The sequence below is a fragment of the Streptomyces daghestanicus genome (assembly GCF_020521275.1).
GTDB classification, from domain to species: domain Bacteria; phylum Actinomycetota; class Actinomycetes; order Streptomycetales; family Streptomycetaceae; genus Streptomyces; species Streptomyces griseoviridis.
Map to the genome: position 1 here is coordinate 1,074,329 of NZ_BNDX01000016.1, position 17,846 is coordinate 1,092,174.

Consider the following 17,846-nt stretch of genomic DNA (forward strand, 5'->3'; position numbering starts at 1 on the left):
TACACAACAGCGACCCCCGCTCCCGGAACGGAAGGAGCGGGGGTCGCCGAGGCCCGGAGCGGGTCCGGTCACACGTCGAAGTACAGCTCGAACTCGTGCGGGTGCGGACGCAGCTGGAGCGGGGCGATCTCGTTGGTGCGCTTGAAGTCGATCCACGTCTCGATCAGGTCGGGCGTGAAGACGTCGCCCTGGAGGAGGAACTCGTGGTCGGCCTCCAGGCGGTCCAGGACGGCACCCAGCGAGGTCGGGACCTGGGCCACGCTCGCGTGCTCCTCGGGAGCCAGCTCGTAGAGGTCCTTGTCGATCGGCTCGGCCGGCTCGATCTTGTTCTTGATGCCGTCCAGGCCCGCGAGCAGCAGCGCGGAGAAGGCCAGGTAGGGGTTGCCGGAGGAGTCGGGCGCGCGGAACTCGACGCGCTTGGCCTTCGGGTTGGAGCCGGTGATCGGGATGCGCATCGCGGCGGAGCGGTTGCGCTGCGAGTACACCAGGTTGATCGGCGCCTCGAAGCCCGGGACCAGGCGGTGGTAGGAGTTCACCGTCGGGTTGGTGAAGGCCAGCAGCGACGGGGCGTGCTTGAGGATGCCGCCGATGTAGTAGCGGGCCATGTCCGACAGGCCGGCGTAGCCCTGCTCGTCGTAGAAGAGCGGCTCGCCGCCCGCCCACAGCGACTGGTGGACGTGCATGCCCGAGCCGTTGTCGCCGAAGATCGGCTTCGGCATGAAGGTCGCCGTCTTGCCGTTCTTCCAGGCCACGTTCTTCACGATGTACTTGAAGAGCTGGAGGTCGTCGGCGGCGGCGAGCAGCGTGTTGAACTTGTAGTTGATCTCCGCCTGGCCGGCGGTGCCGACCTCGTGGTGCTGGCGCTCGATCTGGAGGCCGGAGCGCTCCAGCTCCAGGGAGATCTCGGCGCGCAGGTCGGCGAAGTGGTCGACCGGCGGGACCGGGAAGTAGCCGCCCTTGTAGCGGACCTTGTAACCCCGGTTGTCCTCGACCGCACCGGTGTTCCAGGCGCCGGCTTCGGAGTCGATGTGGTAGAAGGACTCGTTCGCGCTGGTGGCGAAGCGGACGGAGTCGAAGACGTAGAACTCGGCCTCGGGGCCGAAGAACGCGGTGTCCGCGATTCCGGTGGAGGCGAGGTACGCCTCGGCCTTCTTCGCCACGTTCCGCGGGTCGCGGGAGTACTGCTCGCCCGTGATCGGGTCGTGGATGAAGAAGTTGATGTTGACCGTCTTGTCGCGGCGGAACGGGTCGACGCGCGCGGTGGACAGGTCGGCACGGAGCGCCATGTCCGACTCGTGGATGGCCTGGAAGCCGCGGATCGAGGAGCCGTCGAAGGCCAGCTCCTCGGCCGGGTCGAAGGCCGACGCCGGGATCGTGAAGTGCTGCATCACACCCGGCAGGTCGCAGAAGCGGACATCGATGAACTTGACGTCCTCGTCCGCGATGAACTTCTTGGCCTCGTCGGCGTTCTGGAACATCCAGCTCCTCCTACTCCCGACCGTCCCGCCGGGGTGGTAGATCGATCGCGCGCCAGTGCGGGTGGCACACGCTGTCCCCGACCCTAGGGACGGGTGATTTCTCGGGCGTGACCCATTTGTTTCACAGAAGTTAACCGGCCTCCTTCCACCGTAGTCCCGGCGCACCCCGGCCGACACCGGCCGGAAACCGGCGCAGTACCGTGGAGGCGTGGACAAGAGGCAAGCAATCGGATCGTGGCTGTCCGGGCCCCGCGCGGCCATGGAGGAGGCGGGGGCCGACTTCGGCTACCGGGGCAAGGACCTCGGCCTGCCGGAGGAGGGGCCGGGCTCGATCGCCGGTCCCGGACGGCGGCTCGGCGCCCTCGTCGTGGACTGGGCCCTGTGCCTGCTGATCGCATACGGTCTGATCACCGACGGCTATGGCCAGGCGACCTCCAACTGGGCGCTGCTGATCTTCTTCGCCCTCAGCGTCCTGACCGTCGGCACCCTCGGCTTCACCCCCGGCAAGCGGATCTTCGGGCTGCGCGTCGTCGAGGTGGGCACCGGCCGGGTCAACCCGCTGCGCGTCCTGTTCCGCTCGGTGCTGCTGTGCGTGGCGATCCCCGCGCTGATCTGGGACCGGGACGGCCGCGGCCTGCACGACCGGCTGGCCCGCACGGTCGAGGTCCGGGTCTGAGGAGCGGACGCGCGGATGACTGGGGGCGCCCGGGATGATCCCGGGCGCCCCCACTCATCCGCGCACGGGACCGCTCTACCGCGGGCGCTGGCCCCCGCCCTTCGGCATCCGCATGCCCTTGGGCATCGGGCCCTTCGGCAGCGGCATGTTGCTCATCAGGTCGCCCAGGGCGCGCAGCCGGTCGTTGGTCGCGGTGACCTGCGGGCCGGTGAGCACGCGCGGCAGCTTCAGCATGGTCGTGCGCAGCTTCTTCAGCGGCACCTGGCCCTCGCCGTCGCCCACGATCAGGTCGTGCACGGGGACGTCGGCGACGATCCGGTTCATCTTCCGCTTCTCGGCCGCGAGCAGGCTCTTCACCCGGTTCGGGTTGCCCTCCGCGACCAGCACGATGCCGGCCTTGCCGACCGCGCGGTGCACCACGTCCTGGCTGCGGTTCATCGCCACCGCCGGAGTGGTCGTCCACCCCCGGCCGACGTTGTCGAGCACGGCCGCGGCGGCGCCCGGCTGGCCCTCCATCTGCCCGAAGGCCGCCCGCTCGGCCCGGCGCCCGAACACGATCGCCGTCGCGAGGAAGGCGAGCAGCAGGCCCAGGATGCCGAGATAGATGGGGTGACCGATCAGGAAACCGATCGCGAGGAAGACACCGAAGACGATGATTCCGACAGCCGCGAGTACAAGACCGATCTTCTTGTCGGCCTTGCGGGTCATCTTGTAGGTCAGGGCGATCTGCTTCAGTCGCCCGGGGTTCGCGGCGTCCGCCGCGTTGTCCTTCCTCGCCATGGAGCGCAGTCTACGTGGCCCGGGGAGCGCCCACGAAGGCAGTGCCCGCGGGGAGCCTCGCCGGGAGCCCGCGCGGCGGGGTCAGCGGCGGACGGAGACGGTCCGGCCCGCGCTCTGGCCGAGGACGCGCTCGGCCTCGACGCGGTCCTTGGCGCGGCGGCGGTCCTCCAGGACGGAGTTCCAGGCGTTGCGCCGGGCGGTGCGCTGGCCGCCGCTCATCAGCAGCGACTCGACGGCGCGCAGCGCGGTCGTGAACGACGGGACGGCGGTGGCGCGAACGGGCGCGGCCTGCATCAGGAGGTCCCCCCTCGGAGGCGGCCGGAACGGCCGGAACGGCGTTGGGCAAGGCTGTACGTGGCGTGAGTCCAGCGTCACTCATCGGTGTTACCAGGGCGTGACCCGCCGGTCAAACGCCCGTGAAGCCCCGGGGCCGGGGCCCGGAACGCCGACGCGGCCCCGACCGGTGCCCTCAACTGCGAGGACGGTCGGGACCGCGGCGTACCGGGCGTTACCGGTGAGTAGGTTCTTGTGCGCGAATTCACACAGCCTGGGCGGCGACGAACGCGCCGCGCTTCTCGACCGCCATCCGGTAGAGCCGCCCCGCCCGGTACGAGGACCGGACCAGCGGGCCGGACATGACACCGGAGAAGCCGATCTGCTCGGCCTCCTCCTTCAGCTCCACGAACTCGTGCGGCTTGACCCAGCGCTCGACCGGGTGGTGGCGCACGGACGGCCGCAGGTACTGCGTGATGGTCACCAGCTCGCAGCCCGCCTCGTGCAGCTGGCGCAGCGCCTCGCTGACCTCCTCGCGGGTCTCGCCCATGCCGAGGATCAGGTTGGACTTGGTCACCAGGCCGTAGTCGCGGGCCTCGGTGATGACCTTCAGGGAGCGCTCGTAGCGGAAGCCGGGGCGGATGCGCTTGAAGATGCGCGGGACCGTCTCCACGTTGTGCGCGAAGACCTCGGGGCGGGAGGCGAAGACCTCGGCGAGCTGCTCCGGGACCGCGTTGAAGTCGGGGGCGAGCAGCTCGACCTTGGTGCGGCCCTCCGCGCGCCCGGCGGTCTGCTGGTGGATCTGGCGCACGGTCTCGGCGTACAGCCAGGCGCCGCCGTCCGCCAGGTCGTCACGGGCGACGCCGGTGATGGTGGCGTAGTTCAGGTCCATGGTGACCACGGACTCGCCCACACGGCGCGGCTCGTCGCGGTCGAGCGCCTCGGGCCTGCCGGTGTCGATCTGGCAGAAGTCGCAGCGCCGGGTGCACTGGTCGCCGCCGATGAGGAAGGTCGCCTCGCGGTCCTCCCAGCACTCGTAGATGTTGGGGCAGCCGGCTTCCTGGCAGACGGTGTGCAGGCCCTCGCCCTTCACCAGGTTCTGCATCTTGGTGTACTCGGGGCCCATTTTCGCCCGGGTCTTGATCCACTCGGGCTTGCGCTCGATGGGGGTCTGGCTGTTGCGGACCTCCAGGCGCAGCATCTTGCGTCCGTCGGGTGCGACTGCGGACACGACCGGCTCCCTAGCGTTGATTCTTCGGCGTCTTCAGGGTACGCCCGTGTTTTCGAAAGCCCGTGCCGAGTCTCAGGCGGCCGGTGTCTTCTCGATCACCCGCGGCCTCGGCTCCGCGTTCTCCAGTACGTCCCTCAGGTGCCGTTCGACGACCGGCAGCACCTCGTCGATGCCGATGTCCCGGCCCAGCTCGTTCGCGAGGGAGGCGACGCCCGCGTCGCGGATGCCGCACGGGATGATCCGGTCGAACCACTTGTTGTCCGGGTCGACGTTGAGCGCGAAGCCGTGCATGGTGACGCCCTTGGCGACCCGGATGCCGATCGCCGCGATCTTCCGGTCCTCGCGGCGCTGCCCGGCGTTGGAGGGCGCGTACTCCGGGCCGTTGAGCCGGGGGTCGAACTCCTCGTCGGCCAGCCGGGGGTCGAAGTCCAGGGAGAGCCCGCCGGGCGCCGGGCGCCGTTCCACCGGGTCGCCGAGCACCCAGACCCCGCTGCGGCCCTCGATCCGGGTGGTCTCCAGGCCGAACTCGGCACACGTGCGGATCAGGGCCTCCTCCAGCCGCCGGACGTGCGCGACCACGTCCACCGGGCGCGGGAGCTTCTGGATCGGGTAGCCGACGAGCTGGCCGGGGCCGTGCCAGGTGATCTTGCCGCCGCGGTCCACGTCGATGACGGGGGTGCCGTCCAGCGGGCGCTCGCTGTCCGCGGTGCGGCGGCCGGCCGTGTACACCGGCGGGTGTTCCAGGAGCAGCACGGTGTCCGGGATCTCGTCGGCGAACCGCGCCGCGTGCACCCGGCGCTGCTCGTCCCACGCCTCCTGGTACTCGACCGCGTCCGCTCCGAAACCCATACGGACGAACCGCAACTCACTCACGGCAAGCGCCTCCCTGGACGTAGTAAGGCACGCCTCGTGCCCACGCCACTGTACGTCCGCCCCTTGGGCCGCCGCCGGGCCCCCGGAGCCGTCAGCAGGAGGGTCGATCCTCACACGATCGGATGAATGGAACGGAAAGCGTGCAATCGGACGCTTACTCTCCGCTACATTCGCGCCGTCCACGAGGCCATAAGGGCTGCTCACAGGCAATCCGGGCACTTCGAACGCCCCGGAAGGCAGGAGACCGCACCGCACCATGACGGAACGACCCGCGCAGCGCACCCCCAACCGCCAGCTCGCCGCGCTCATCGCCGAGGCTGGATTCTCCAACGCGGGTCTCGCGCGACGCGTCGACCAGCTCGGCCTCGAACACGGACTGGACCTGAGATACGACAAGACGTCCGTCACCCGGTGGCTCCGCGGCCAGCAGCCGCGCGGCACCACCCCCGCCCTGATCGCCGAGGTCTTCACCCGCCGCCTCGGCCGCCGGCTCACGGCCCAGGACCTCGGCCTGGACGCCTGCGCCCCCGTCTACGCGGGCCTGGAATTCGCCGCCACCCCCGAGGAGGCCGTCGACATCGTCAGCGGCCTGTGGCGCAAGGACTCCGGCAGCCACGCCGAACTCCGCAAGATCGCCTTCACCCCGGCCGGGCTCGTCGTGCCCAGCCGGGACTGGCTGATCGGCCGCGCCGACGACAAGGTGGCCCGCGCCGAACCGCCCGTCCGCATCCCCGCCCAGGGCCGCCCGGCGGTCCCCGGCATCCCCGCCCAGCTGGAGGCGGGCCGGCGGCGCTCCCCGGTCGACCGCGGCCCCGGCCTGCGGGTCGGCGCCGGCGACCTCGCCGCGCTGCGCTCGGTGGGCGAGCTGTTCCGCAGCCTGGACGACCGGTACGGCGGCGGCCACGCCCGGCAGGCCCTCGTCCGCTACCTCGAACACGAGCTGGAGCCGATGCTGCGCGGCAGCTACGGCGAGCAGACCGGCCGCCGCCTGTTCGCCGCCGCCGCCGACCTGACCCGGCTGGCCGGCTGGACCTCGTACGACATCGCCGCGCACGGGCTCGCCCAGCGCTACTTCGTGCAGGCGCTGCGGCTCTCCCAGGCGGCCGGGGACCGGGCGTACGGGTCGTACGTGCTGGTCACCATGAGCCGGCAGGCCGTGTACCTCGGGCACGGGCGGGAGGCGGTGCAGCTCGCCCGGGTCGCCCAGCAGGGCCTCGGGACCACCGCGCCGCCCGTGGTGCAGGCGATGCTGCACGTCGCGGAGGCGCGCGGGCACGCGGTGCTCGGGGAGGTGCGGGCCTGCACCGCCGCGCTGGTGCGCGCCGAGCGGGCCATGGAGGGCGCCCGGCCCGGGGACGAGGTGCCGCACTGGGCGCGCTTCTTCGACGACGCCCAGCTCGCCGACGAACTCGCCCACTGCCACCGGGACCTCCAGCAGTTCCGGGCCGCCGTGCAGCACGCCGAGCGCTCCCTGCAACTGCGGGCCCCCGCGCACGCCCGCAGCCGGCTGTTCTGCCGGGTCGTCCTCGCCACCGCCCGGCTCGGCCTCGGTGAACTGGACGCCGCCTGCCACCTCGGCGCGGAGGCGGCCGGACAGGCGGCGGAGATGCGCTCGGTGCGGGCGGCGGAGTACGTACGGGACTTCGAACGCCGCCTGGAGCCGTACCGGGACGCGGCACCGGTACGGGGGTACCGGGACAAGGTGTCGGCGCTGGGGTAGGCGGGGCGGGGGCCGCCCCGGGTCAGCCGGTGACGCGCAGTTCCTAGCGGACGGTGGAGGCGCCGCCGACGCCCTCGCCGACTCCCTCGGCGGCCTCGCGGGCCTCCGCCGTCACCTTGGCCGCGAGCGCGGCATCCTGCCGGGCCGTCGAGGCGACCCGGGCCGCCCCCGCGATCAGCCCCCGCATGCGGGACGCGTGCGTCGCGGTGAGCTTGTCCTCGCGGGCCGCGCGGTACTGCTCGACCTCGATGAACCGGAGCAGCACCTCCGGCGGTCCGGCCGGGGCCACGTCGACCGCGGCCTTCGTCTCCCCTCTCGGCCGCCCCGTCCCTCGACGGCCCCGTGCCCCCGGGTGTCCCCGCCCGTGCCGCGCTGCCTCCGCTCCGGCTCCGGAGCAGGGGCAGGGTCGTGCTACGCCGCCCTGGCCGGCGCCGGGGGTCCCGCCGAGTGCATCGGCCCCCGCGCGCCCAGGTCCGCCAGGACCGCCGCCGCGACGCGGCGGCCCGAGCGCAGGGCGCCCTGGACGGTGCCGGTGTCGCGGTGGTCGCCGCAGACGTACAGGCCGGCCAGCAGCCGCACCGGGCGGCGCGGGTCGTGCGGCGGGCGCATCGCCGGTACGGCCTCGGGCGTGTGATGCACGGCCAGGGTCTCCCAGCGCGCGGTCGAGGTGCCGTAGAGGCGGGCCAGGTGGCGGCGTACGGCGGCGTCGGCGTCGGGCGGCGGCGGGCCGAGGACGGTCGAGGAGACCAGGGTCCGGCCGGCCGGGGCACGGGTCGGGTCCACCTCGCTGACCACGGCGGTGTGCGCGACCGGGCCGTCGCGGTCGGCGTCGAGCAGCAGCGCCGCACCGGTGGCCGGCGGCTCGTCGGCGGCGTGGTGCACCACCGTCACCGGGTGGAACTCCGGCACGCGCAGACCCGGCAGCAGCTCGGCGGCGGCCCGCGCGTCGGTGGCCAGCAGCACCGCCCGGCAGCGCAGCACGCCGTGCTGGGCGGTGGTCACCGCGTTGGTGGCGACGGCGGTGACCCGGACACCGGTGCGCACAGTGCCCGGCGGCAGTGACTTGGCCAGCAGGGCCGGCAGGGTCTCCGCGCCGCCCTCCGGCAGGCACAGCCGCCCGCTGGCGAACATGCGCAGGGCCAGGTCGGCGGCGCGGCTGGAGGTGGAGAGGTCCGGGTCGGCGAGCAGCGCGGCGAGCAGCGGGCGCAGCACCCCGTCGACCGTCCGGGCGGGCAGCCCGCGCACGGCGAGGGCCTGCCGCGCCGGCAGCTCCGGCCGGGCCAGCAGCCGCTCGGCCGGCGTGGTCGCCAGCCGGGTGAGCGCGGCGCTCAGCCGGGCCTGGTCGACGGCCCCGCCCAGCACCGGCGGGGCCCCGGCCCGGCCCCGGCGCGTCACCGACGCCCGCGCGGCGGCCCGGGGGAGCGGCCAGGGCATGGCCCCGGGCCACCCGGTGATCACCCCGTGCCGCCTGGCGACCGGGTCGGACTGCGCGGACCGCGGGGCGCTCGTCAGGGCGCGTACCGCATGCAGTGCGCCCCGTGCGCCCCCGGCGCCGAGCGGAGCGGTCACGCGGTGGTGCAGTCCCTCGCTGTGCACCAGCGCCCCGGACGCGAACGGCCGCAGCGCGAGCCCGTCCAGGCCGGGGGTGAGCCTCAGTTCGGGACACGCCGTCGACAGCAGCTGCCCGATCCGGTCGAGCCGGAAGCCGTCCACCTTCTCGGTGGCCATCCGGCCGCCCGTCACCGGGGCCGCCTCCAGGACCACGGCCGACACTCCCTGGCTGATCAGCCGATGTGCCGCCGCGAGCCCGGCGACCCCGGCCCCCACGACGACGACATCCGCCTGGTACGCGGGCTCCAGCACGTGCCCCTCCTCGCGTCTGCGCGGGCGGCGGAGGCGGCGAAGCCTCCAACTGCCTTCAGAATTACCTGAGTTCAGGTCGAGGTTAGGGCGCGGTCCGGCCGCTGACAGTCGCACGGGGACAGAGCACGGTCGCACACCGGTCGCACGCCGCGGACCACCGGGTCACCCCGCGTGGCTCACAGGGCCGCGCGGATCGCCCCGTCGATCTCCGGGAACGCGAACCGGAACCCGGACCCCAGCAGCCGCGCCGGCCGTACCCGCGCGCTGCCCAGCACGTCCCCGGCCATCTCGCCGAGCACCGTGCGCAGCACCGGAGCGGGCACCGCGAAGAGCGTGGGCCGGCGCAGGACGCGTCCCATCGCGGTGGTGATCTCGGCGTTGGTGCGCGGCTGCGGGGCGGTCAGGTTGAACGGGCCGGACAGGTCCGCGCGCTCCAGCAGGTGCCGGATCGCGGCCACCTCGTCGTGCAGCGCCACGAACGACCAGTACTGCCGCCCGTCCCCGAGCCGCCCGCCGAGCCCCGCCCTGAACAGCGGGAACAGCTTTCCCCAGGCCCCGCCGCCCCGGGCGACGACCAGCCCGGTCCGGGTGAACACCGTCCGTACGCCGGCCTCCTGGGCGGGCGCGGCGGCGGCCTCCCACTCCACGCAGACCTCGGGCAGGAAGCCCGTGCCCGCCGGGGCGCTCTCGTCGATCTCGCGGTCGCCGGTCTCGCCGTAGTAGCCGATCGCGCTGCCGCACACGAAGACCCGCGGCGGGCGGTCCAGGGCGGCGACGGCGCGGGCCAGCGCGGCCGTGCCGTGCACCCGGCTGTCCCGGATGCGCGCCTTGTACGCCGCCGTCCAGCGCCGGTCGCCGACCCCGGCCCCGGCCAGGTTGACCACGGCGTCGCAGCCGGCCAGCCCGGCGGTGTCCACCCGGCCCCGCTCGGGGTCCCACCGGACCTCGCCCGCCCCCCGGGGCGCGCGGCGCACCAGCCGCACCACCGCGTGCCCGTCCGACTCCAGGGAGCGCACCAGCGCGCCGCCGATCAGACCGGACGCGCCGGCCACCGCGATTCGGGAAGGTTCCATGGCCCCATCCTGCCGCCCACCCGGACCGGGGCACCCCCGGGGCCGCGCCGTAGAGTGACCGCCATGCCCGACGCCTCCCTCATACGCACCGCCCGGCCGGACGACGAGGAGCACCTGCGCCTGCTCGACCGGGAGACCTGGTCCCCGGTGCACGCCGTCTCGCCCCGCCCGGCACCGGACGCCCCCTTCTTCCGCGAGCACTCCGGCCCCGAGGACCACCTCGTCGCGGAACTCGGCGGCCGGGTCGTCGGCTACCTCCGCCTCGGCCGCCCCACCGGCCTCGCCTCCAACCGGCACGTCCTCGCCGTGCACGGCCTCGCCGTCGCCGACGCCGCCCGCGGCCACGGCACCGGCCGGGCACTGCTGCGCGCCGCCGTCGAGGAGGCCCGCCGGCGCGGCGCCCGCCGCCTCACCCTGCGCGTCCTCGGCCCCAACACCGTCGCCCGCCGGCTCTACGAGTCCGAGGGCTTCGCCGTCGAAGGGGTGCAGCCCGGCGAGTTCCTGCTCGACGGGGAGTACGTCGACGACGTCCTGATGGGACGCTCGCTGGTCTGACCCGGCCCGGCTACGACGCCACCGGCGCCCCCGTGTCCACGGCCGCCGTGGCGTCCGCCGCCCGCCGCGCCTCCTCGGCGACCTCGCCGGCGGTCAGCACGTACCCCGTCGAGGCGTCGGAGGTGGAGCGCGCGAAGACCACCCCGTACACCCGGCCGTCGGTGGTCAGCAGCGGCCCGCCGGAGTTCCCCGGGCGGACCGTGGAGCGCACCGCGTAGATCTCCCGGGTGACCTGGCCGTCGTTGTAGATGTTCTGCCCCGTGGCCCGGACCCGGGCCGCCACCGTCGCCGCCCGCAGGTCCAGCGCGCCGTCCTGCGGATAGCCGGCCACCACCGCCGCGTCCCCCCGCTCCGCCGCGTCGTCGAACCGCAGCGCGGGCGCGCCCAGCTCCGGCACGTACAGCACCGCCACGTCCTTGCCGGGGTCGAACAGCACCACCCGCGCCTCGTAGGTCCGTCCCACCCCGCCGACCCGCACGCCCGGTTCGTCGATCCCGGCCACCACGTGCGCGTTGGTCATCACGTGCCGGTCGGCGTAGACGAAACCGCTGCCCTCGCGGCCCTGGGTGCCGGCGACGCCCTCGATCTTCACCGTGCTGGTCCTGGCCGCCTCGGCCGCCGCCGCCGTGACGCTGTCCCCGGAGGGCTCGGCGACTTCGGCCGTCGACTCGTTCTCGAAGGGGTTGAAGACCTGCGGGAACCCCGCCTCGGTCAGCGCCGAGGTCGCCCGCGAGAACCACGCCGGGGTGGTCTCCGGCATCGCCCGCTGCACCGCGCCGAGCACCGCCGAGTCCCGGACCGCGGAGGCGAGCAGCGGCGTCGGCGACGCGGCCAGCACGCTCGCCGCCACCCACGCCACGATCAGCGCCGCCGCCGCGTTGGCCACCGCCCCGCCGGCCCCGTCGGCCGTCCGCAGCGGCCCGGCGTCCAGTTCCCGCCGCAGCCGCAGCGCCGGCCGCCCCGCCAGCTCGTGCACCAGCACCGCCGGGACCAGCACCGTCAGCACCGCGGTCACCGTCGCCGTGGTCGTCCCCGGCGTCACCAGGTCCATCACCCACGGCAGCGCCCACACGCCGAGGACCGCGCCGCCGACGAACCCGGCGAGCGAGACGCACCCCGCCACCAGCCCCCGCCGGTATCCGGAGGCCGCGTAGGCCAGCACCACCAGCCCCAGCACGATGTCGAGCAGATCCACCCACGCCGCCTTCCTTCGGGCCTCCCCGGCACCCCTCGGTACGCGCGGGACGGGCCCGGTGATCAGCCGATGCCGCACGCCCGGCCGGTAACCGGCCGTACCTGCGACTACCCGGGAAAACGCCGCGGACCGGGACGATGGTTCCACCGGGTGGCACAGCGCACGTCGCGGGCCGGGCGGAACGGACGGACAGTGGGTCCATGCGTGTGCTGCGAGGGCTCCGGAACGCCGGGAGACGGCGCGTGGGGCGCATACCGGCACGTCCGCCGGTGCCCGCCCTGCTGCTGGGCTGCCTGCTCGTCCTCGCGCTCGTCGGCGCGCTGGTGCTCTTCGCCGGCGGCGGCGGGCCGGCCGGGCCGCACGCCCGCTCCTCCGCCCGCCCGGAGACCCGCTGGTCCGCACCCCGGCCGCCGATCGTCCCCCGCTCCTCCTGGCTGGGCGGCACCGCCCGCCGCCAGCCGCCCCCGCGCTACGACGACGAGGTCGTCGCCGTCTTCGTCCACCACACCGACACCCCGAACGGCTACGACTGCGCCGACGCGCCCCGCATCCTGCGCGACATCTACACCGGCCAGACCGGCGTCCGGGACTGGGACGACCTCGGCTACAACTTCGTCGTCGACCGCTGCGGCACCGTCTACGAGGGCCGCGCCGGCGGCATCGACCGGGCCGTGACCGGCGCCCACACCCAGGGCTTCAACCACCGCACCGCCGGCATCGCCGCCCTCGGCACCTACACCGAGGGCGTGCCGGTGCCCCGCGCGCTGACCGACGCGATCGCCGCGGTGGCCGCCTGGAAACTGGGCCCGGCCGGCACCGACCCGCGCGGCCGGGTCCGCCTGGTCTCCAGCAACGGCCTCAGCCGGTACGCCGCCGGCACCGCCGTCGCGCTGCCCGCGATCGCCGGGCACGACGACGGCTACCGGACCAGTTGCCCGGGGGCAGCGCTCAGTGCCAGGCTGCCCCGCATCCGGGAGCGGGCGGCCCGCCTCCAGGGCCGGGACGCGGACGCACAGGTACGCCACAGCGCTCCCGCAGCCTCCTCAAGGGCGGGGTCCCTACCGTCGGTGACAGCAGCCGACCGGAGGTGGGGACCATGAAGCAGACCGCGACGCACGGCCAGGACGACAACGACGCCCACGACCGCAGCACCCGCTCCTGGGCGCGGGCGCTGCGCCGCCCCTGGACCGCGCTGGCCGCCGCCGCGGCGGTGGTCCTCGGCCCGGCCGCCGTCACCGCCTCCGCCCTCGACCGGGCCAACGCGGCCCCGCCGCACCACGCGGACGTCCCGAGGACCGCGCAGAGCCAGGCGTACCCGCCGGCGGACCGACCCGCCGCCGCACCGCCTGACCGGCAGGGTCCGGCCGCCGTGTCGCCCGATCGGCCGGGGACGGCTGTCGGGCCGGCTGGGTCCGGCCGCCGCACCGCCTGACCGGCCGGGGCCCGTCGCCGTACGGCCCGGCAGGGCTCACTCGCCGAAGCGCTCCCACAGCCGGGGCAACCGCTCCGCCAGGGCCCGGTCGTCCTCCAGGTCGATCGGCACGCCCTGCGGGTCGGCGGGGGCCGGGGCGAGGCCCAGCTCGGGCGCGACGGTGCCGGTGAGCTGCTCGTAGGCCTCGTCGGCCGCGTAACCGAGGTCCTCGCCGTCGCCGTCGACCTCCTCGTCGAAGTCGTCCAGCAGGTCGGCCAGCGCGTCCGGGTCGTGCACGGCACCCTCGTACACCTCCCGGCCCTGGCCGATCAGCCAGCACCGGAACCAGTCGAACGCGTCGTCGCTCGCGCCGCCGAGCAGAACCCACGCGGCGCCCCAGAGATCCCAGGTGAAGGCGCGGTGGTAACGGGCCTCGAAGTGACGGGCGAAGTCCAGGACCGCCTCCGGGTCCAGCCGGCACAGCCGCTCCACCAGCAGGTCCGCCTGGTCCTCGGGGTCGCCCTCGGCGCCCCGGCGAGCGGTGTCGATCAGCTCCCAGAACTCCGTCTCGTCCATCACGCGTCCAGCATCGGCCCTCGGCGCCCCGGACGCACGCGGAGGCGACAGATCGTTATGTCCGGGCGGCGTCCGGCCCGTAGAGCGCGGCGAGCCGCCGGGCGTCCGCGGCGAAGCGCCCGCGCAGCGAGGCGGGGGCCAGCACCTCCGCCTCCGGGCCGAGCGAGCCGAGCTGGGCGTGGGCGACCTCCTCGGACTCCACCCGCAGCGTCACCCGCACCCACCCGTCGCCGTCCGGCGCACCGGCCGCGGCCAGGGCCCGGCGGGCGGCCGGCGGGTCCATCGCGTACGGCAGCCGCCGCACCCCCCGCTCGGAGAGCCGCACCACGACCTCGGTCCGCAGGATCGACCGCGCGAACTGCTCCGCCCGCTCCGCCCAGAACCCCGGCAGATCGAACTCCTCGTCCCGTGTGAACCGCTCCGCACCGGCCTCGACGGCGGTGAACCGGTCGATGCGGTACACCCGGAACGCCCCCTCGCTCGCCGGCGCCGCCACCCGGGCGCACAGGTACCAGACCCCCGCCTTCAGCACCAGCCCGTACGGCTCCAGCTCCCGCTCGACCTCGTCCTCCCCGCGCCGGTAGCGGGCCGTGATCCGCCGGTCGTCCCAGACCGCGTCCGCCACCGCGGGCAGCAGGCCGGGCGTGCGCGGCTCGGTGAACCAGTTCGGGGCGTCCAGGTGGAAGCGCTGCGCGGCCGTGCGGGACGCGTCCCGCAGCGAGGGCAGCAGCGCCGCCGACACCTTCAGCCGGGCCGCCGACGCCGCGTCCTCCAGGCCCATCTCGCGCAGCGCCCCCGGCACCCCGGACAGGAACAGCGCCTCGGCCTCACCGCGGTGCAGGCCGGTCAGCCGGGTGCGGTACCCGCCGATCAGCCGGTACCCGCCGGCCCGGCCCCGGTCCGCGTACACCGGCACCCCCGCCTCGGAGAGGGCCGCCGCGTCCCGGGTGACGGTCCGCTCGGACACCTCCAGCTCCCGGGCCAGCTCGGCGGCGGTCATCGAGGGCCGGGACTGGAGCAGCAGGACCATCTTGATGAGGCGGGCGGCACGCATGGCCCCCATCATGCAGGAGCCCCCGCCGGGGAGGGCGGGGGCTCCGGGGAGAACGGGCCGGTCCTACAGGCCGTAGCGCTCGCGCGCCTCCTTCACGGCCGTCGCCTTGACCTCGCCGCGCCGGGCCAGCTGGGCCAGCGCCGCGACGACGACGGACTCGGCGTCCACCCCGAAGTGGCGGCGGGCGCCCTCACGGGTGTCCGACAGACCGAAGCCGTCGGCGCCCAGCGAGGACCAGTCCTGCTCGACCCACTGCGCGATCTGGTCGGGGACCTGGCGCATGTAGTCGGAGACGGCCAGCACCGGACCCTCGGCGCCCTGGAGCGCCTGGCGGACGTACGGCGTCCGCTCCTCGCCGCGCAGCAGCGCGTCGTCGGCCTCCATGGCGTCGCGGCGCAGCTCCGTCCAGGACGTCGCCGACCACACGTCGGCGGCCACGCCCCACTCCTCGGCGAGCATCTTCTGCGCCTTCAGCGTCCAGTGGATCGCCGTACCGGAGGCGAGGAGCTGGAGGCGCGGGGCGTTCGCGACCGGGGTCAGACCGGCCGACTCGGCCGTGTTGAAGCGGTACAGGCCCTTGACGATGCCCTCGTCGATGCCGAGGCCCTGCGGCTTCGCGGGCTGCGGCATCGGCTCGTTGTACACCGTCAGGTAGTAGAAGACGTTCTGGTCCTCGCCCGGCTTGGCCTCGCCGTACATCCGGCGCAGACCCTCGCGGACGATCACGGCGATCTCGTAGGCGAACGCCGGGTCGTACGTCAGCGCCGCCGGGTTGGTCGCGGCGATCACCGGGGTGTGGCCGTCGGCGTGCTGGAGGCCCTCACCGGTGAGCGTGGTGCGGCCGGCCGTGGCGCCCACCAGGAAGCCGCGGCCGAGCTGGTCGCCGAGCTGCCACATCTGGTCGGCCGTGCGCTGCCAGCCGAACATCGAGTAGAAGATGTAGAACGGGATCATCGCCTCGCCGTGCGTCGCGTACGCGGTGGACGCGGCGATGAAGTCGGCCATCGAACCGGCCTCGGTGATCCCCTCGTTGAGGATCTGGCCGTTGGTGGCCTCCTTGTAGTACATCAGCTGGTCACGGTCGACCGGCTCGTACGTCTGGCCCTTGGGGGAGTAGATCCCGAGCGACGGGAACAGGCTCTCCATGCCGAAGGTGCGCGCCTCGTCGGGGACGATCGGCACCCAGCGCTTGCCGGTCTCCTTGTCGCGGACCAGGTCCTTGACCAGGCGGACGAAGGCCATCGTGGTCGCCACGGACTGCGAGCCGGAGCCCTTGTCGAAGGCGGCGAACGCCTTCTCGGCGGGGGCGGGCAGCGCGGGCAGCGGGTGCGTACGGCGGGCCGGGGCGGGGCCGCCCAGGGCCGCGCGGCGCTCCTGGAGGTAACGGACCTCGGGGGAGTCGGCGCCGGGGTGGCCGTAGGGGACCACGCCGTCGACGAAGTCGCTGTCCTTGATCGGCAGACCGAGCAGGTCGCGCATGTCCTTGAACTCGTCCACCGTCAGCTTCTTCATCTGGTGGTTGGCGTTCTTGGACGCGAAGCCCTTGCCGAGGGTGTGGCCCTTGACCGTCTGGGCCAGGACCACGGTCGGCGCGCCCTTGTGGGCGAGCGCGGCCTTGTACGCGGCGTAGACCTTGCGGGCCTCGTGGCCGCCGCGGGAGAAGTGGAAGCACTCCAGGATCTTGTCGTCGCTCAGCAGCTTCGCCATCTCGACGAGCGCCGGGTCCTTGCCGAAGAAGTCCTGGCGGATGTAGGCCGCGTCGCGGGTCTGGTACGTCTGGACCTGCGCGTCGGGTACCTCGCGCAGCCGGCGTACCAGCGCGCCCGTGGTGTCGAGCGCGAACAGCTCGTCCCAGGCGGTGCCCCAGAGCGTCTTGACGACGTTCCAGCCGGAGCCGCGGAAGAGGGCCTCCAGCTCCTGCACGATCTTGAAGTTGGCGCGGACCGGACCGTCGAGGCGCTGCAGGTTGCAGTTGATGACGAAGGTCAGGTTGTCCAGGCCCTCGCGGGCGGCCAGGGTCAGCGCGGAGGTCGACTCCGGCTCGTCCATCTCGCCGTCGCCGAGGAACGCCCAGACGTGCGAGTCGGAGACGTCCTTGATGCCGCGGCTGGTCAGGTAGCGGTTGAACCGCGCCTGGTAGATCGCGGAGATCGGGCCGAGGCCCATGGAGACGGTGGGGAACTCCCACAGCCAGGGCAGGCGCCGCGGGTGCGGGTAGGACGGCAGGCCGTTGCCGCCGGACTCGCGGCGGAAGTTGTCGAGGTGGTCCTCGTTCAGCCGGCCGTCGAGGAAGGCGCGGGCGTAGATGCCGGGGGAGGCGTGGCCCTGGATGTAGAGCTGGTCGCCGGAGCCGTCCCCCTCCTTGCCGCGGAAGAAGTGGTTGAAGCCGGTCTCGTAGAGCCAGGCCGCGGAGGCGAAGGTGGCGATGTGGCCGCCGACGCCGTATTTGCTGCCGCGGGTCACCATCGCCGCCGCGTTCCAGCGGTTCCAGGCGGTGATCCGCTGCTCCATCTCCTCGTCGCCGTCCACAGCGGGCTCGGCGGCGGTGGGGATGGTGTTGACGTAGTCCGTCTCGAGGAGCTTCGGCAGTGCGACGCCGGCTCCCTCGGCACGTTCCAGCGTGCGCCGCATCAGATACGCGGCCCGGTGCGGGCCGGCCGCCTTCGCGACGGCGTCCAGGGAGGCCTGCCACTCGGCGGTCTCCTCCGGGTCCCGGTCCGGGAGCTGGTCGAGCGCGCTCGGCTGGATGGCGTGGGGGTCGGTCATGTCGCCGCCTTCCTCAGTCGAAGGGGGTTCCCTCATCGGTAAGGGTTCGGGGGTGCCCTTGGTCTTTGGCAGGACAGGGCGCGGACCCCGGTGGGAGTCCATCGGTGACTGTAACTCCCTGATCGATGATCGATCAAAGGGTTGAGGGGGAAAACCTCTTGATCACAAGAAAGTCGGCACGGGGTGCCTTCGGCGATGGCACGGGGTGACCCCTCGGGTAGGGGTTCGGTGCAGGTGGGGAGGGGTGCGCCGGAGAGCGGCGGGTGGTTCGGAGGTGCGGCGGCCGCGGGTGCGCCGGGGCTGATCGCGCAGTTCCCCGCGC

17 protein-coding genes are annotated in these 17,846 nt (G+C 73.9%); 5 read left to right on the top strand and 12 right to left on the bottom strand.

All coding sequences use genetic code 11. The annotated features are described in order from the left end of the window. Positions 1 to 68 precede the first annotated feature (68 nt). The gene (glnA, locus tag Sdagh_RS31490) at positions 69 to 1,478 is read right to left on the bottom strand and encodes a type I glutamate--ammonia ligase (RefSeq protein ID WP_189413390.1); all 1,410 of its coding nucleotides are present in this window, start codon (positions 1,476 to 1,478) and stop codon (positions 69 to 71) included. A gap of 208 nt (positions 1,479 to 1,686) precedes the next feature. Between glnA and Sdagh_RS31495 the strand changes: the two genes are divergently transcribed. Further along, positions 1,687 to 2,154 (top strand): RDD family protein, encoded by a 468-nt coding sequence (locus Sdagh_RS31495; protein WP_190077383.1) that lies wholly within the window; start codon positions 1,687 to 1,689, stop codon positions 2,152 to 2,154. Positions 2,155 to 2,229: 75 nt separating this feature from the next. Here the strand turns inward: Sdagh_RS31495 and Sdagh_RS31500 are convergent, their stop codons facing one another. The 4 genes from Sdagh_RS31500 to lipB form a co-directional block, all read right to left on the bottom strand. Then, on the bottom strand, positions 2,230 to 2,934 hold the full coding sequence (locus Sdagh_RS31500) for a DUF4191 domain-containing protein (protein WP_189413394.1): 705 nt from the start codon (positions 2,932 to 2,934) through the stop codon (positions 2,230 to 2,232). Positions 2,935 to 3,015: 81 nt separating this feature from the next. Then, entirely contained in the window at positions 3,016 to 3,228 is a 213-nt protein-coding gene (locus Sdagh_RS31505; protein ID WP_189413396.1) for an SCO2195 family GlnR-regulated protein, read from the bottom strand. A 244-nt stretch (positions 3,229 to 3,472) separates the two neighbouring features. Beyond that, positions 3,473 to 4,438 (bottom strand): lipoyl synthase, encoded by a 966-nt coding sequence (gene lipA / locus Sdagh_RS31510; protein ID WP_189413398.1) that lies wholly within the window; start codon positions 4,436 to 4,438, stop codon positions 3,473 to 3,475. A gap of 72 nt (positions 4,439 to 4,510) precedes the next feature. Continuing rightward, positions 4,511 to 5,311, bottom strand: coding sequence for a lipoyl(octanoyl) transferase LipB (lipB, locus tag Sdagh_RS31515; RefSeq protein ID WP_189413400.1), 801 nt, complete (start codon positions 5,309 to 5,311; stop codon positions 4,511 to 4,513). A 256-nt stretch (positions 5,312 to 5,567) separates the two neighbouring features. Here lipB and Sdagh_RS31520 point away from each other — a divergent pair, with 256 nt between their 5' ends. After that, entirely contained in the window at positions 5,568 to 7,031 is a 1,464-nt protein-coding gene (locus tag Sdagh_RS31520; RefSeq protein ID WP_189413402.1) for an NsdA family TPR-like regulatory protein, read from the top strand. A gap of 43 nt (positions 7,032 to 7,074) precedes the next feature. On the opposite strand, the gene Sdagh_RS31525 is transcribed toward Sdagh_RS31520, so the two are convergent. From Sdagh_RS31525 to Sdagh_RS31535, 3 genes are all read right to left on the bottom strand, one after another. After that, positions 7,075 to 7,320 (bottom strand): hypothetical protein, encoded by a 246-nt coding sequence (locus tag Sdagh_RS31525; protein ID WP_189413404.1) that lies wholly within the window; start codon positions 7,318 to 7,320, stop codon positions 7,075 to 7,077. Positions 7,321 to 7,442: 122 nt separating this feature from the next. Beyond that, positions 7,443 to 8,894: an NAD(P)/FAD-dependent oxidoreductase gene (locus tag Sdagh_RS31530; protein ID WP_189413406.1), complete on the bottom strand. Its 1,452-nt coding sequence runs from the start codon at positions 8,892 to 8,894 to the stop codon at positions 7,443 to 7,445. A 176-nt stretch (positions 8,895 to 9,070) separates the two neighbouring features. Further along, positions 9,071 to 9,967 (bottom strand): TIGR01777 family oxidoreductase, encoded by an 897-nt coding sequence (locus tag Sdagh_RS31535; RefSeq protein ID WP_189413408.1) that lies wholly within the window; start codon positions 9,965 to 9,967, stop codon positions 9,071 to 9,073. A 63-nt stretch (positions 9,968 to 10,030) separates the two neighbouring features. Between Sdagh_RS31535 and Sdagh_RS31540 the strand changes: the two genes are divergently transcribed. Continuing rightward, on the top strand, positions 10,031 to 10,522 hold the full coding sequence (locus Sdagh_RS31540) for a GNAT family N-acetyltransferase (RefSeq protein WP_190008105.1): 492 nt from the start codon (positions 10,031 to 10,033) through the stop codon (positions 10,520 to 10,522). Positions 10,523 to 10,532: 10 nt separating this feature from the next. Here Sdagh_RS31540 and Sdagh_RS31545 read toward each other — a convergent pair whose 3' ends face one another. Further along, complete coding sequence (locus Sdagh_RS31545) at positions 10,533 to 11,717, bottom strand: MarP family serine protease (RefSeq protein ID WP_190077382.1); 1,185 nt, start codon at positions 11,715 to 11,717, stop codon at positions 10,533 to 10,535. Between the two features lie 200 nt (positions 11,718 to 11,917). On the opposite strand from Sdagh_RS31545, the gene Sdagh_RS31550 reads away from it, so the two are divergent. Together Sdagh_RS31550 and Sdagh_RS31555 are read left to right on the top strand one after the other, a co-directional pair. Continuing rightward, a complete protein-coding gene (locus tag Sdagh_RS31550) occupies positions 11,918 to 12,817 on the top strand; it encodes a peptidoglycan recognition protein family protein (RefSeq protein ID WP_372478484.1) in 900 nt (299 codons plus the stop codon). After that, a complete protein-coding gene (locus tag Sdagh_RS31555; RefSeq protein ID WP_190077380.1) occupies positions 12,814 to 13,149 on the top strand; it encodes a hypothetical protein in 336 nt (111 codons plus the stop codon). The genes Sdagh_RS31550 and Sdagh_RS31555 overlap by 4 nt, the downstream gene beginning before the upstream one ends. A 36-nt stretch (positions 13,150 to 13,185) precedes the next feature. On the opposite strand, the gene Sdagh_RS31560 is transcribed toward Sdagh_RS31555, so the two are convergent. The 3 genes from Sdagh_RS31560 to aceE all read right to left on the bottom strand — a co-directional run bounded on the left by Sdagh_RS31560 (position 13,186) and on the right by aceE (position 17,524). Then, positions 13,186 to 13,707 (bottom strand): DUF4240 domain-containing protein, encoded by a 522-nt coding sequence (locus Sdagh_RS31560; protein ID WP_189413424.1) that lies wholly within the window; start codon positions 13,705 to 13,707, stop codon positions 13,186 to 13,188. A gap of 52 nt (positions 13,708 to 13,759) precedes the next feature. Beyond that, positions 13,760 to 14,758 carry a helix-turn-helix transcriptional regulator gene (locus tag Sdagh_RS31565; RefSeq protein ID WP_190077379.1) on the bottom strand — a complete coding sequence of 333 codons (999 nt, stop codon included), beginning with the start codon at positions 14,756 to 14,758 and terminating at the stop codon, positions 13,760 to 13,762. A 63-nt stretch (positions 14,759 to 14,821) separates the two neighbouring features. Next, on the bottom strand, positions 14,822 to 17,524 hold the full coding sequence (gene aceE / locus Sdagh_RS31570; RefSeq protein WP_189413428.1) for a pyruvate dehydrogenase (acetyl-transferring), homodimeric type: 2,703 nt from the start codon (positions 17,522 to 17,524) through the stop codon (positions 14,822 to 14,824). Positions 17,525 to 17,846 lie beyond the last annotated feature (322 nt).